Below are 13,766 nucleotides of genomic sequence, written 5' to 3'. Positions count from 1 at the left end.
CACCGATCGCGTCACACCGTGGGAAAATGACGCGCTGGAACAGCCCTGCGACCGATACGTTGAACCGAGTGATCAGTCGGAGCAACGAAAGAAACTCGGTGGCAACCGATACCGTGATTCCGGCGGTCGGCCTGCGATCCGAACGAGGTGCGATTCTCGCCTCGCTCATGCTCTCCACCGGGTTGGTCGCGCTCGACTCGACCATCATCGCGACCGCGGTCCTCACCATTACCGACACCCTCGGCGGGTTCGCGATGTTCCCGTGGTTGTTCTCCATCTACCTTCTCGCGCAGGCTGTTACGGTGCCGATCTACGGCAAGCTCGCCGATATGGTGGGGCGCAAGCCGGTGATCCTGTTCGGGATCGTGGCGTTCGCGGTGGGATCACTGCTGTGCGGACTGGCCACGAGCATGGTGGCGCTCATCGCTTTTCGGGCGATCCAGGGCATCGGGGCGGGCGCGATCCAGCCGATGACGATGGTGATCGCCGGTGATCTGTACACGCTGGCCGAACGCGCCAAGGTCCAGGGTTATCTGGCCGGGGTGTGGGCGAGCTCGGCCGTGCTCGGGCCGCTGCTCGGCGGCCTGTTCGCCGACCATCTGAGCTGGCGGTGGATCTTTCTGATCAATCTGCCGCTGTGTGCGGTCGCAGGCTGGATGTTGGTGCGCCACTTCACCGAATCGGCGGTGCGCAGCACCCAGCGAATCGACTATCTCGGCGCGATCCTGCTCACGGTCGGTGCGGGTGCCTTGATCCTGGCCTTGCTCGAAGGCGGGCAGGCGTGGGAGTGGACCTCGCCGATCTCCCTGACCTTGTTCGTCGGCAGCGTGGCGGTGCTCGTGCTGTTCGCGGTCGTCGAATTGCGGACGGCGAATCCGATTCTGCCGCTGTGGATCTTCACCCGGCGGGTGGTGATCGCGAGCAGCACCGTCTCGCTGCTGGTCGGCGCCGTGGTGCTCGGAATTACCTCGTATGTGCCGACGTTCGCCCAGGGCGTGCTCGGGACCAGCGCACTGGTGGCCGGGCTCACCGTCGGCGGGCTCACCCTCGGCTGGCCACTCGCCGCCACTTTGTCCGGAAAGCTGTACCTGCGCTGGGGCTTTCGGATCAGCGGCGTGGTCGGCAGCACGATCGCCGTGCTCGGCTGCGCGACCACGCTATTCGTGGGCCCCCAGGCGAGCCCCTGGCAGATCGCGGCCTCCTGCTTCCTGATCGGCGCCGGCATGGGCCTGGTCGCCTCCCCCACCCTCATCGCGGCACAGGCCAGCGCGCAATGGCACGAACGCGGCGTCGTCACCTCCGCCAATATGTTCGCCCGCTCCCTCGGCAGTGCACTCGGCGTCGCGATGTTCGGCGCCATCGTCAACGCGGGCATCCACAACCCCGATCACCCGGCACCCAGCGAACTCGCCCACGGCATCCACCTGGTATTCGTCGCCATGCTGGCCATGGCTGCCGTCATGCTCATCGCCGCCGCCACCATGCCGGGCCGCGCATCCGGTGGCCGCGCCCCGGTCGCCTAGCGTCGGCTCTCAGCCGTGCGGATCTGGTTGCGGGGTATCGGTCAGGACGCGACGATCGAACTCCTTGCGCGTCTCTTTGAGCGTTGCGAGCCGTCCGTTCAGATCGATATCGGCGGCTGATTCGAGCCCGAGATCCTCTCGAATCCCGCTACGTAACAGGCGCACGGCGAATCCCAAAGTGTCGTTCACGTAGAAATCCAGCGCCGCGACCGCCGCGGGATCGCTCGCGTCCACTTCGAGCACCGCTCGATAGCCGATGTCGAGGCAACGATTCGCCTCGGACGCGAAGTCGATAGCCCGATCCGACAACACCATCTGCGCACGTGAATAGCTCTCGCGCAGGCTATCCCATGCCCCCTGCAGGCCGGCGAGATCAGGACTACGCCCACCGCGCTTCTCATCGAGATAGCTGCGTGCCGCGGCACGCAGAGAATGAGCGGCGGTGTTGAGAGCCGCGTAGATCGCTCGCTTCTCATCCGTCGCCTCTTTGCGACCGAGCTCGCGCAGTTCTTCTGTTCGATAGACACGCTGAATCTGCGCGTCGATCCGCTTGCTGCGAATCGCGAACACCTGCGTGACGATTCCGCCACCGAGCGTGCCGACAACAGTGATCGCGGCGACTGACACATTGGTCCAATCCATACCGGCGATTCTTCCTGCCTACCACCACCATTCGCTACTCGCAGGCGGCTACGTCGGTGGAGATGGTCGGCCAGGGAGCCGTCGGTGCCGAACAATTCGGCGGTCCGCCGTTCGAGGACGGCGGTGTACACCTGATCGCCGACCTGCGCGCCGCAGGTCGACAACGCGGCGACGCCGGACCGTTCGAAGTACTCGCTCAGCCCGATCCTGTGTCCCTCCCGGAATCAATCATCTACCGAGGTTGCGAGCCGCCGCACCGTACCGGGTGGGTGCGGGCGGCGGGGCGCGGTCAGTCCTGTTGTTTGTGAACCACGTCGACCAGTTCGTCGGGAGCGAACTCGACGACACGGCGGACGCGCGAGTTGGCTACCGGGGCGAGGTCGACGAGGATCGGGCCGGTTGGGGCATGGTGGGCTATCGCGGTGATGCGGTCTTGGAGGTGGCCCCCGTCGGGGACGAGGACCCGGATGATGTCACCGACCGCAAGGGCTTCGGCGCGGAGTCGGCCGCCGACGGCAGTCGGGTCGAGGGTGCCACAGCGGGTGTGGCCGACGGTGGCGCCGAGGCCGCGTTCGGCGATGGTCCACCAGACCGGTGCGTCGGGTTCTTCCGGTCCGATGCGCCTGTGCCAGGACAGGATTCGGTCACGCTCAGCTTCGGCGTCGGCGCGGGTTTCGTGCAGGGACAGCTGACGGCGGACCGGGGCGTTGCGGGGACGGCTGGTGCCTGCGGCGCCGTCGACGACCAGGATCCAGCGCGCGCCGATGGCTTCGTCGCGGCGGGCGGTGACTCGTTTGGCCAGTGCCAGGCCCGGGGTAGCGCCGAGGCGGTCGGCCGCTTCCTCGATGCTCTCGACCAAGCCCAGCGCGCGCAGCAGCTCGGCGACCGACAGTTCCGAAGTGGCCAGTTCCTGTGCGAGTGCGGGCATGGGTGTGCGTCTGCGCCAGCCGATGCGGGCGCAGTGCTCGTGGCGGGTGAACCACAGGCCGCTGTGGGAGCGGCGGTGGTGGTCGATCACCACCGCCCACCAGTCCCATTCCGGCTCGGCGACAAGGCGTTTGCGAATCCAGCGCTCCCGTTCGGCGGTCGGCACCCGTTCCTCTGGTGGCACGAAATTGCGCAGTGCGGTGCGCACCGCCGATTCGGTGCGCCCCACCGTGATCGCCGTGCGGGCGAGATCGGCACCCGCGCGCAGATCGTCGGCCAGTATTCGGTATTCCGATTCCCGCCAGGTGGTTCCGTGCTGGCGTGGCGGCCGCAGATCGCCGCTGTTCTCGTCACTCATCTCGTGTGCCCCCGTTCTCGCACCGCCCGGCCACACTCGCGTCCGGGCTGGTTGTGTGACACTTCGACGATACCTAGGGGGTATGACAGAAAACGGCTCTCTGCCAGCGGCTTTCCAGCAAACGGGGGCTAGAGGATCGCCAGGCCGGCGGCGAGGTAAGCCAGGATCAGCGACGGACGCTACCGCCCGGCTACCGTGGCCGGTGTCACCACCGCCCGGTGCGCGGAAATGCCGGCGGCTGGGCGCGGGTTGGCTTCGATAGGGGTTTGATACACCTTCGAGGAGGCTCATGAGCGCCGTCACGCTGTCGGTTCTGGATCTGGCACCGGTGCAGTCCGATGCGACGGCGGGTGCGGCGTTGCGCGCGACGACGCGGTTCGCCCAGCACGCCGAGGAACAGGGCTTTCGCCGATTCTGGGTGGCCGAGCATCACAATATGCCTGGTATCGCGAGCGCGGCGCCCGCGGTGGTGCTGGCGCATCTGGCCGCTTCCACCTCGCGGATCAGGGTCGGTTCGGGCGGAGTGATGCTGCCGAATCATCCGCCGCTGGTGGTCGCCGAACAGTTCGGCACGCTCGAGTCGCTGCATCCGGGACGGATCGATCTCGGGATCGGACGTGCGCCCGGCACCGATCCGGTGACCGCGCGGGCCCTGCGCCGCAGTGCCGAAGGACTCGGCGGTGACGCGTTTCCCCAGGAGCTCACCGCGCTGATCGGCTTCTTCCGCGGCGCCGATCCGAACGGGATCGTGGCAAGCCCTGGACTCGGCGCGGAGCCGCAGGTGTGGCTGCTCGGTTCGAGTGGTTACAGCGCACAGGTCGCCGCGGTGCTGGGTCTGCCGTTCGCGTTCGCCCATCACATCGCGCCGGACAACACCGTCGCCGCGCTCACGCTCTACCGCGACAATTTCCGGCCCTCGCAGACCCTGAGCGAGCCGTACACGATCGTGGCCGCCTCCGCGATCTGCGCCGACACCGACGCCGAGGCCGACCGCCTCGCCGCGCCCCGCGATCTCGCCTTCGCCAACTTGCGCTCGGGTCGCCCGCAGGCACTGGCCACGCCGGAGCAAGCCGCCGGCTTCCCCGGCAACGACGCCGAACGCCACTTCGCCGCCCAGCGCAGGGCCGGGCAGTTGCAGGGTTCGCCGGAGACGGTGCGTGCCCAGGCGGCGCAGCTGCTCGACGCGACCTCCCCCGATGAGCTCATGCTCAACACCCTCGTCTACGACCTCGACGCCCGCATTCGTTCGCTCGACCTGACGAAGAAGGCGATCGACGGCTGAGTGGTCCGGCCGCTCAGCGTAGCCGGAATCCCCTGGCGGCCAAGGACTCCCGCAGGCGATGACGGCCGTTGAGGGAGGCCGCCGAGGCCAAGCGGGCCAGGGTGCGCTCGGTCCAGGAGAACGGCAGGCCCTGATCGGTGTAGATCTCGCCGACCCGCTGTTCGTACTCGGCGACCGGCTCGCGCTGGGCGGCCAGGTCGTAGGTCTCGTGGTGCAGCACCGCCGCCCGCGGTAGGCGCGGCTTGACCCTGGTGCCCTCCGCCGGGTCCGGGTGGCCGACCACCAGGCCGAAGACCGCGAAGACGTGATCGGGCAGATTCAGCTCGGCCGCGACCGCTTCCGGGTCGTTGCGCAGCGCGCCGATGTAGACCGTGCCCAAGCCGAGGGATTCGGCGGCGACCACCGCGTTCTGCGCGGCGAGCGCGGCGTCGACGAAGCCGACGTAGCTGGATTCGAGATAGTCGGCGCCCTCCAGTGGGGCGCCGTGATCGTCGGCGAGCTGGCGCAGCCGGGCGAAGTCGGCGGTCCACACCAGCAGTACCGGCGCCTGCCCGATCTGTGCCTGACCACCCGCTATCGCGGCCAGCCTGGCCCGGCGCGCCGGATCACGCACCTCGATCACGCTCCACACCTGCAGATTCGACGAGGTCGCCGCGGATTGCGCGGCCGACACCAACAGCCGAATCGTCTCCGGCGACACGGCATCCGGAAGATAGCGGCGCACCGACTTGTGCGCGTGCAGTACCTCGAGCACCGGATTCCACTGGGCGGGAATCTCGGTGGCCTGGTCCGCGTAACGCTGCTGGACGGGGTGGGCGGGACTCGGTGCGGTCTGGGTCATAGGAGACATCGTCGGATACCGCGCGGTCGGCGTCTGCGGTAACCCTCACCGTGAACCGAACGGCGGTCCGGGAGCGCCCGGTCGATACAGTGGAGGCGGGGAGCTCACCGACTGGTGGGACAAGAGAGTGTGTCATGGGCAAGGTGTTCGATCGGATCGACGACAAGCTGCGGGCATTCATCACCGAACAGCCGATGTTCTTCATCGGGACCGCGCCCTCCGTCGACGGCCACGTCAACGTCTCCCCCAAGGGCTATCGCGACACCTTCGCCGTGATCGACGACCACACCGTCGCCTACCTCGATCTGTTCGGCAGCGGTTCGGAAACGATCGCCCACCTGCGCGACAACGGCCGGATCACCGTGATGTTCTGCTCGTTCACCCGCACCGCCCGCATTCTCCGGCTCTTCGGCACCGGCCGGGTCGTTCGCCCCGACTCCAGCGAATTCGACACGCTGCGTGCGCATTTCGGCACCGGACACCCCGGTATCCGTGCGGCGGTGACGATCTCGGTGGAACGCATCGCCGACTCATGTGGCTGGTCGGTGCCAAAACTGGACCTCGTCGAGGAGCGCTTCATCCTCGACGAGGCCCACACCCGTCGCACCGACGCCGATTTCGCCCGTCGCATCGCCGGCGACAACGCCACCAGCATCGACGGGCTGCCCGCGCTCGAGCCGGACCATCCGGTGCCGTCCAGCATTCGCCGCTGAGGTCAGGTCGCCGGTACCGAGGTCACCGCGATCGCCGGTTCGGACAGACTGCCCAGGTAGAGGGTGCCGTTGTGTTCTGCCACCGAGGTGACCAATGCGTAGTCGGCGCCGTCGCGCTGCAGGTCGTGCACGATGGTGCCGTCGAAGTCGAGCGCGAGCACCCAGACCGATCGGACGGGCGCGGGCGTCAGCCGATCCGGGAGCGCGTCGACGATTCGTCGCAGGATGCCGGGGAGCGGTAAGAGCTTGTCCAGCAACGGGTTACGTGGCGAGACGATGCCGACCCAGACCAGTCCGTCGCTGCCGATCAGCATGTTGTCCGGTGAGCCGGGCAGGTTCTCGGCGATGTAGTCCGTGGTACCGGCGCGCGGACCCGTGAGCCAGTAACGCGTGATCCGGTAGGCCCCGGTCTCGGCGACCAGCACACTGGATCGGTCCGGCGCGAGCACCAGGCCATTGGCGAACTGGAGACCGTCGACGAGCACCTCCAGGTGTCCGTCCGGATCGCGGCGTACCAGCTGTCCACTGCCGGAATGTTCCAGAATGTCGGTCATCCACTCTTCGAACGGCCAGCGCCGCGACGAGATCGTGAAGTACATCGTGCCGTCGTCGTCGCGAATCACATTGCTGGGGAACGCGATCGGGACACCGTCGAGCTCACCGACGACGACTTCCAGATCGGCGCCTGCCTCGGCCAGACGAAGGATGCCTCGACCCGCGACGCAGATCAGCAGTGCGCCGTCCGCATCGGCGTGCATGCCGAGTGGCCGACCGCCGGCGTCCGCGATCCGCTCGACCGCGCCGCCCGCCGGATCGACCCGCCAGATCGCGCCATCGTCGGTCCCGGTGACGAGGCGGCCGTCGGGCAGCACCACGACGTCCTCCGGACCACTTCCCGGCACCGGCAGCAGTCGGATCGGCGGCATCGGCGGATCGCTGTGGGTCTGGCGCGCGCGAGCGGTGGGGCGCGGCGGAGTCCAGCGGTGAGGGCGCATCTGCATGCCCATTGCTATCACGACGGGGACCGTCATGGGGCCGGTGCGCGAATGCCACGTCCGGCACCGGGATGCCTCGAACAGCCACTCACACAATGGATATGTGCGTAGACGATCGAGTAGGCCGCCACCGCACGCGCCTCGGTTTCGACCTGTGTCCCGCCGCGCACAGGTCGGGCGCCCATCCGGTGCCGTCACAGGTTTCCACGCGGAGCTCCGCGTGTGCCCGCGCACCGCTAAAGTGCGACGGTGAACACCGGATCCGCCAGCACGCTGCTCGATCGTCTCCTCGCACCGCAACCCGCGCCCGCATGGTGGTTGGTGCTCGCCACCGCGGCGGTGGCTTTGATCTTGGTCGGGTACCGACCGTTATGGCGGCTGACCAGGGCCGCGGTGACAGTGGCGCACGAGGGCGGGCACGCGGTGATCGCGCTGCTCACCGGGCGCAGGCTGCACGCGATCACCCTGCACACCGATACCTCGGGGCTGACGGTATCGAGCGGCAAACCGAGTGGCCCCGGAATGATTCTCACCGCGGCAGCCGGGTATCCGGCGCCCGCGCTGCTCGGACTCGGCTATGCGGCACTGCTCGGGACCGGCCGGGTGACGGTGATGTTGTGGGCGACGCTGGTGATGCTGGCCGCGGTGCTGATCAAGGTCCGCAATATGTACGGGCTGCTCACGGTGGTGGTGCTCGGCGCACTGGTGTTCGGGGTGTCCTGGTTCGGCAGCGATCTGCTGCAGGCCGCGTTCGCGTATCTGGCGGCGTGGTTCCTGCTGGCAGCCGCGGTACGGCCGGTCTTCGAACTGCAACGGAGTCGACGGCGCCAACCCGGTCGTACGGATTCCGATGCAGACCAGCTGGCACGGTTGACGCACCTGCCCGCGGTGCTGTGGGTGTTGTTCTTCACCACGGTCTGCCTGGCGGCGCTGGTCTTCGGCGCGATGCTGATGCTGGCGCCGGTCGAGGAGCTGCATCCGCTGCTTCAGCGGTGATCGGCGATCCAGGCGTCGACGGCCTCGGCGACGAGCGCGCTCGGCGGCTGTGACGCGTTGAGGGTGACGCCCACTTCGTCCGATCGCAGCGGTTCGAGGGTGTCGAGCTGTCCCGACACCCCCATCACCACGATGACAGGTTCGGCCACCGCGACCTCCTCGTCGGAAGAACTCTGCACAGCATGCCTACGCATACTGCTCGATCGAGGGTAGTGGGCGGCGACTCCCCCAGCGTCGATCAGGGAATCGGACGGTCGGTGGGCAGGTTGACGAAACTCGGCGCCGCGGGGTCGAGGCGAACGTGCTGGGGCTCGAGGCCGCTGGCGTTCAGCATCGGCCGGAACGGCAATGCCTTGGGCGCGTTGCCCGCGAAGACGTCGATGCGGAGCCGGTGTCCCGGTGCCAGCACCGCCTGGGTCGGAATGACGGCGACGTCGATCGCGGTGGGTGCACCGGGTACCACCGGGAGCAGCCGGTCGACGGTGAGCGGGTTGAAGGGCGCGGTGAAGTCGCCGTTGATCGAGCGTGCGCTGCGGCGTTCGTCGACGGCCCGCATCGACGAGGTGAGCTGGCCGGTGGTGAGCACGGTCGAGGTCCCGTCGGGTGCCACGTCGTTGACGGTGACGTTCCAGAATCCGTCGGTGGCGTCGTGGATCGTGTTGAGCCGCACGTTGATCGGGCCCGAGATCACCGTCTGTTCGGTCAGCGGGGCGCTGGTGAAAGTGAGACCGTTGCGTTCGGCGATGCGGGAGTCCTTCGCGCAGGTATCGAAGGCGGCCGTCATGCCCGCCGAGCCCTGCGCCGCGTCGCGCGAGCAGACTTGGTTCAAACCTGGTGCCACGGTGAGTGTTTCGGCACTCCCCGGTCCGGTGGCGCTGAGCGATCCATCGTGCAGGCTGTCCTCGGTGCTGCCGCTGGGGGTGGCGGACAGGTAGACGCGGCGATGTGTGACGCCGGGCTGTGGGAACTCCCGCAGCGTAACCCAGCTACCGCCTTGCTGTTTCACCGTGACAGGCCCGAATCCTTCGACGCCGCTGTCGATGTCTTTGAGCCAAGTGTCGAACCAGGCCCGCTGCAGCACGTCCAGGCGCGGGGGTGCGCCGGGAACACCGGTGCCCGCACCGGGATTGGCGTGATAGGTGTCGCCGACGACGAGCTGCTTGCGTCCGGCGGGCAGCGGGATCTGCTCGTAGAGTTTGGTCGCGCTGTTGGCGAAGATGTCGTGCCAGCCGCCGTAGACAAAGGTCGGCACCGTGACGTTTTCGGGGTGGCCCATGATCGCCTCGCGGAAGTCCGAGGTGTCGTCGAGCGCGCCGTCGAGCGCGGGCGGCATATTCGACAGCGACGGCGTGAGCAGCGACTGGGCGAGCAGGTCGAAATTGGTCGTCGGATCGGCGAGGCGGTCGTTGAACCAGGTCCAGTCGAAACTGCCGTCGACCATGGAGGCCACGTCGGGGACGAGTTTGAGCTGGTTGACCGAGTTCAGCCACAGCGGCAGGAAGGTGGTGCCGACGCCGCCACCGGGGGCGACCACGTCACGCATGAGGTCGCTGCCCGGCTCGACCGGGAAGATCGCCTGCAGTGCGGGCGGCGCGTTCTCGGCGGCACGCAACTGGTTGATGCCCGAGTAGGAGCCGCCACTCATCCCGATGCGGCCGTTCGACCACGGCTGCGTGGCCGCCCAGTCGATCACCTCGCGGGTGTCGAGCTGTTCGCGCGCACCGAGGGTGTCCCATTTACCCTGGGACAGCCCGGTTCCGCGGACGTCGGCCACGACGACGGTGTAGCCGGCGCTGACGAGTTTGCGGTCGACGCCGAGCATGGTCTGGATCATGCCGCCGTCCAGTGCCTGCATGAGGTCACCGAAACCACTGATCGGGGTCGCCGACAGGTTCAGCCTGCGCACGATGTCGACGGCGGTGGACTGCAGGCCCGGAATCGCGGCGGCCGATTCGATCAGCCCGGTCATGAGTTTCGAATAGGGGGTCAGGCTGACGATCGCCGGCAGCGGCTTCTGCTCGATCACACCGGCGGCATCGGCGGGGCGGTAGACGTCGGCCTTGAGCACCACGCCGTCGCTCATCGTGATCTGGACGCCACGCTCCACCCGCACCTCGGGATAGGCGCCCGGCCCGTCGTGCAGGGCGGTCCACTTCGCGGCAGGCGCGTCCGGGGGCTGCCCACCGGCGGGACCACCGCCGCAGCCGAGCACGACGACCACCGCGAGGATCGTCGCCAGCATCCGGACCAACCCGCGTTCCGAACCCTTACTACTCACCATGAATCGCTCCCGACCGGTTCGTCTCCAACGTTGACCAAGCCACCGCACGATCGGCGCGGAAACTGTAACAACGGCAACGAGTTGGCCAGGCGATCCTCGGCCCGCTCGGGCTGTCGCTGTGAACACGCGTTGTTCCAGTTCAGCGCGGTTGCGGGCTCCCCAACTTGTCGGTGTCCGGTGGTTGACTTGCCTCGTGCCGGTGCGAATGCGGACCGGCCTTCATCCCACGCCGAGGAGGACGTTCGACATGCCGACACGCGACGAAGCTTGGCCGCAGGGAACTCCCTGCTGGATCGACTGTCAGGTGGACGACACCACTGCCGCCCGCGATTTCTACAGCACCCTGTTCGGCTGGGAGGTCCAGGACAGCCCCGCCGAAGCCGGTGGCTATCTCATGGCCATGCTCGACGGCCGACCGGCGGCGGGCATCGGCCCGAAACCGCAGGGCATGGAAGCGACGCCGTCGGTGTGGACCACCTACTTCGCCGCGCAGCGCGCCGACGAGATCGCCGAACGCGTGAGCAAGTCGGGCGGGCAGGTGTTCATGCCACCGTTCGATGTGCTCGACGTGGGCCGCATGGTCGTCGCCGCCGACCCGGCAGGCGGCGTATTCGGCGTGTGGGAAGCCAAGGCGCACAACGGTTCCGGGGTATTCAATCAGACCGGCGCCTATTGCTGGAACGAACTGCACACTCCTGCCTACGATCAGGCACACGAGTTCTACAACAAGGTGTTCGGCTGGGAGTACACCGAAATCGGGGACGGGGAGACCTTCACCTACTCCACCTTCGCGCTGCCCGGTGACAGCCGCGGAGTCGGCGGCATGATGGACGCCTCAGCGCAGAGCACCCCGCCCTACTGGCTCACCTGGATCCAGGTCGACGACGCCGACGGATCCCTGGCCAGGGCCACCGAGCTGGGCGCCTCGGTGATCATGGGCCCCGACGACAGCCCGTTCGGCCGGATGGGCATCCTGGCCGCGCCACAGGGCGAGGTGTTCGGCGTGATCGATCCGGCCAAGGCGGTCGGCGAGGTACCCACCGGGTCCTGACATCGTCACGGGGTGACGATGGCGAAGTTCGGGTCCGGCTTGTCGATCAGGCCGGGCAGCTTCGCCAGGGCGGTGACGTCGCCATCGATGGCGATGTCACCGCTCGCGACGCCCTGACGCAGGTCGGCGCCGCCGACCAGGGTGGAGATCAGGGTCCGGCGGGTGAGGGTGATCGTCGCGTCGGGCGCAGGCAGCGCGTCACCGGGGAATCGGTCGTGGTGCACGAGCACGCCGTTGCGCAGTGGATGTACGGCGACTTGCTGTCGAACGCCATCCGTCGTGCCGCCAAGGCGTCGTTGAACACCACTCTCGCGCACCCGAATGCCTTCGCCAATGCCGCCTGTTGCCCCGGTGTCGGGTTGAGGCGGAACTGGTATCGGAGTTGCACCACCACAGTCTAGGACCGTTATCTCTGAGCAACCGCGATACTCGCCCGCGCGGCCAGCTGAATGTCGAGCAACAGCCGGTCTTCGGGATCGGTCAGGTCGATGCCAAGGACGGCCTCCACGCGTCGCAGTCGATAGCGCAGCGTGTTCGGATGCACGCGCAAGGCCGCCGCGGCGGCTCGCACCTCCCCGTGCGCGCGAAGATACGCATGCACCGATACCCGTAGGTCGGCGGCGTGAGTTCGGTCGTAGGCGTCGAGGGCGGCCAGGCGCGGATCGTGCAGGCGCGGGCGCTCGCGGATCAGCGCCATGATCTCGGCCAGCAGCACCGCGGTCCTGGCGTCGGCCAGCGTGGCGACCCGGCTGCCCGCGAGATCGGCGACCGGGCTGTCCAGCACCCGGTCGACCTCGGCGCGCGCGCCCGCGACCGCGGTGAGACCGGCGACCGGCGCCGCGATCGCGGCCCGCACGACCAGTTCGCGCGTCTGCTCGAGCTGGGCGACCAGCTTGCGCACCCACGAGCCGACGCCGCGTTCGGAGTGGTAGGCGGGCAGCAGGACATAGACCCGCTCACCGATCGACTCGGTGACCGAATCATCACGGAAAGCACTGGCGTGCAACCGGATCAAGCCACTCGACGCGGCCAGGCCCGCGGCGGGACCCACCGGCGCGAAGCCGATCACCGCGGCAGGACCGGTCGTCGGCAGGTTCAGCGCGGCGGCTACCGAGGGCACGTCGACGCCGTCACCGTGCGCGCCGAACAGCCTGCGTACCAGCAATGCCTCGGTCGAGGGCGCGTCCAGCCGCCGCGCGATGATCCTGGCCGCCACCGCCGACGCACCACGCAACACCTGCGCCGCGTCGGGACGCAACGCGCCCGCGCCCTGCTGCAACCAGATGGTCCCGAGCATTCTCGATTGCGCGCCTTCCCCACGCCGGATGCCGACGACGAGCCTGCGGCGAATATCGAGCTCGGGATGTTCTGGTACGTCGACGACCTCGTCACCACGCCGCACCCGGTCGAACACACCCCACGCACGCAGGATCCGCAGGTAGTCGCTCGGGCCTTCCCGGCCGAGGATGGACTGGATGCGCAGCTGGTCGGCCGACGCGTCCGAGGCCGAGTAGGCCAGGACATGCGACTGGGGGTCTTCGATCGAGACCATGCCGCCGGTTTCCCTGGCCAGCACCTGCGCCAGGCCGAACAGGTCGGTGTCGGGGGCGAGCAGGTCGTGCTCGTCGGCGGCGGCACGCTGACCGGGTGAGCGGGCCAGCATCCGGCGGATCAGCGAGAAGACCTGGTCCCAGCGCGCCTGCCGGTGGACGTGCACCAGCGCGACACCCGCGGCATGGGCGGCGGCGCGCACGGCGGGCGAGTCGTTGGCGCTCTTGGTCATCAGCACGCGCGGCCGCTGGGCGGGGTCGCGGTCGACGACCTCGCGCAACCAGCGCGCGGTCGCGGCGGCATCGACGCCGACGAGGAGATACACCTCGGGCAACGCGCCCTCGTCGTCGAGGTGTTCGGGCAGGTCGGCAGGCTCGGCCAACGCGACTGTCCGCACCGCGACCTCGGGGCCCGCGGGCGCGTCGACGAGGGTGGCGACCGTGTGGTCTAGGGCGGTCAGCAACTCGCGCAGCGTTGTGGCCCCGTCAGACATCGAGCACCTCCGTGTTGGTCGATCGGACAAATGATTGCGTGGATCTTCATCCGATCAGACGATTATGACTGGTACCGATCGGTGTTGACTACGTCACATCCCGCCATCCCTGA

13 protein-coding genes and 1 pseudogene are annotated in these 13,766 nt (G+C 68.2%); 5 read left to right on the top strand and 9 right to left on the bottom strand.

Annotated elements, in window-relative coordinates:
• Positions 1 to 98 precede the first annotated feature (98 nt).
• Positions 99 to 1,523 (top strand): MDR family MFS transporter, encoded by a 1,425-nt coding sequence (locus ACTWPB_RS20060; protein ID WP_446222123.1) that lies wholly within the window; start codon positions 99 to 101, stop codon positions 1,521 to 1,523.
• A 9-nt stretch (positions 1,524 to 1,532) separates the two neighbouring features.
• Here ACTWPB_RS20060 and ACTWPB_RS20055 read toward each other — a convergent pair whose 3' ends face one another.
• Together ACTWPB_RS20055 and ACTWPB_RS20050 are read right to left on the bottom strand one after the other, a co-directional pair.
• Positions 1,533 to 2,165, bottom strand: coding sequence for a hypothetical protein (locus ACTWPB_RS20055; protein ID WP_446222122.1), 633 nt, complete (start codon positions 2,163 to 2,165; stop codon positions 1,533 to 1,535).
• Positions 2,166 to 2,454: 289 nt separating this feature from the next.
• Complete coding sequence (locus ACTWPB_RS20050; protein ID WP_446222121.1) at positions 2,455 to 3,450, bottom strand: hypothetical protein; 996 nt, start codon at positions 3,448 to 3,450, stop codon at positions 2,455 to 2,457.
• A gap of 289 nt (positions 3,451 to 3,739) precedes the next feature.
• On the opposite strand from ACTWPB_RS20050, the gene ACTWPB_RS20045 reads away from it, so the two are divergent.
• A complete protein-coding gene (locus ACTWPB_RS20045; RefSeq protein WP_446222120.1) occupies positions 3,740 to 4,732 on the top strand; it encodes an LLM class flavin-dependent oxidoreductase in 993 nt (330 codons plus the stop codon).
• A 13-nt stretch (positions 4,733 to 4,745) separates the two neighbouring features.
• Here ACTWPB_RS20045 and ACTWPB_RS20040 read toward each other — a convergent pair whose 3' ends face one another.
• Positions 4,746 to 5,573: an NADPH-dependent oxidoreductase gene (locus ACTWPB_RS20040; RefSeq protein ID WP_446222119.1), complete on the bottom strand. Its 828-nt coding sequence runs from the start codon at positions 5,571 to 5,573 to the stop codon at positions 4,746 to 4,748.
• Positions 5,574 to 5,707: 134 nt separating this feature from the next.
• On the opposite strand from ACTWPB_RS20040, the gene ACTWPB_RS20035 reads away from it, so the two are divergent.
• Positions 5,708 to 6,286, top strand: coding sequence for a pyridoxamine 5'-phosphate oxidase family protein (locus tag ACTWPB_RS20035; RefSeq protein WP_446222118.1), 579 nt, complete (start codon positions 5,708 to 5,710; stop codon positions 6,284 to 6,286).
• 2 nt (positions 6,287 to 6,288) lie between these two features.
• Here ACTWPB_RS20035 and ACTWPB_RS20030 read toward each other — a convergent pair whose 3' ends face one another.
• On the bottom strand, positions 6,289 to 7,287 hold the full coding sequence (locus ACTWPB_RS20030; protein WP_446222117.1) for an SMP-30/gluconolactonase/LRE family protein: 999 nt from the start codon (positions 7,285 to 7,287) through the stop codon (positions 6,289 to 6,291).
• 243 nt (positions 7,288 to 7,530) lie between these two features.
• Here ACTWPB_RS20030 and ACTWPB_RS20025 point away from each other — a divergent pair, with 243 nt between their 5' ends.
• Positions 7,531 to 8,277 (top strand): M50 family metallopeptidase, encoded by a 747-nt coding sequence (locus ACTWPB_RS20025; RefSeq protein ID WP_446222116.1) that lies wholly within the window; start codon positions 7,531 to 7,533, stop codon positions 8,275 to 8,277.
• On the opposite strand, the gene ACTWPB_RS20020 is transcribed toward ACTWPB_RS20025, so the two are convergent.
• Entirely contained in the window at positions 8,268 to 8,426 is a 159-nt protein-coding gene (locus ACTWPB_RS20020) for a hypothetical protein (RefSeq protein WP_446222115.1), read from the bottom strand. The genes ACTWPB_RS20025 and ACTWPB_RS20020 overlap by 10 nt on opposite strands.
• A gap of 89 nt (positions 8,427 to 8,515) precedes the next feature.
• Complete coding sequence (locus ACTWPB_RS20015; protein WP_446222114.1) at positions 8,516 to 10,558, bottom strand: CocE/NonD family hydrolase; 2,043 nt, start codon at positions 10,556 to 10,558, stop codon at positions 8,516 to 8,518.
• 304 nt (positions 10,559 to 10,862) lie between these two features.
• On the opposite strand from ACTWPB_RS20015, the gene ACTWPB_RS20010 reads away from it, so the two are divergent.
• Positions 10,863 to 11,609 (top strand): VOC family protein, encoded by a 747-nt coding sequence (locus tag ACTWPB_RS20010; RefSeq protein ID WP_446222113.1) that lies wholly within the window; start codon positions 10,863 to 10,865, stop codon positions 11,607 to 11,609.
• A gap of 5 nt (positions 11,610 to 11,614) precedes the next feature.
• On the opposite strand, the gene ACTWPB_RS20005 is transcribed toward ACTWPB_RS20010, so the two are convergent.
• From ACTWPB_RS20005 to ACTWPB_RS19995, 3 genes and pseudogenes are all read right to left on the bottom strand, one after another.
• The gene (locus ACTWPB_RS20005) at positions 11,615 to 11,926 is read right to left on the bottom strand and encodes an alkyl sulfatase C-terminal domain-containing protein (protein WP_446222112.1); all 312 of its coding nucleotides are present in this window, start codon (positions 11,924 to 11,926) and stop codon (positions 11,615 to 11,617) included.
• A 5-nt stretch (positions 11,927 to 11,931) separates the two neighbouring features.
• Positions 11,932 to 11,997 (bottom strand): annotated as a pseudogene (locus ACTWPB_RS20000) (helix-turn-helix domain-containing protein); the annotation flags it as partial.
• A gap of 18 nt (positions 11,998 to 12,015) precedes the next feature.
• Positions 12,016 to 13,653 carry a PucR family transcriptional regulator gene (locus tag ACTWPB_RS19995; protein WP_446222111.1) on the bottom strand — a complete coding sequence of 546 codons (1,638 nt, stop codon included), beginning with the start codon at positions 13,651 to 13,653 and terminating at the stop codon, positions 12,016 to 12,018.
• Between the last annotated feature and the right edge of the window lie 113 nt (positions 13,654 to 13,766).

This window comes from Nocardia sp. IBHARD005, assembly GCF_052814245.1.
This window is presented reverse-complemented; position numbering and strand designations above follow the sequence as displayed.

Bases quoted from the DNA above. Each gene is read 5' to 3' on its own strand.
- ACTWPB_RS20055 (WP_446222122.1), bottom strand. From the start codon at position 2,165: ATGGATTGGACCAATGTGTCAGTCGCCGCGATCACTGTTGTCGGCACG.
- ACTWPB_RS20050 (WP_446222121.1), bottom strand. From the start codon at position 3,450: ATGAGTGACGAGAACAGCGGCGATCTGCGGCCGCCACGCCAGCACGGA.
- ACTWPB_RS20045 (WP_446222120.1), top strand. From the start codon at position 3,740: ATGAGCGCCGTCACGCTGTCGGTTCTGGATCTGGCACCGGTGCAGTCC.
- ACTWPB_RS20040 (WP_446222119.1), bottom strand. From the start codon at position 5,573: ATGACCCAGACCGCACCGAGTCCCGCCCACCCCGTCCAGCAGCGTTAC.
- ACTWPB_RS20035 (WP_446222118.1), top strand. From the start codon at position 5,708: ATGGGCAAGGTGTTCGATCGGATCGACGACAAGCTGCGGGCATTCATC.
- ACTWPB_RS20030 (WP_446222117.1), bottom strand. From the start codon at position 7,287: ATGCAGATGCGCCCTCACCGCTGGACTCCGCCGCGCCCCACCGCTCGC.
- ACTWPB_RS20015 (WP_446222114.1), bottom strand. From the start codon at position 10,558: ATGGTGAGTAGTAAGGGTTCGGAACGCGGGTTGGTCCGGATGCTGGCG.
- ACTWPB_RS19995 (WP_446222111.1), bottom strand. From the start codon at position 13,653: ATGTCTGACGGGGCCACAACGCTGCGCGAGTTGCTGACCGCCCTAGAC.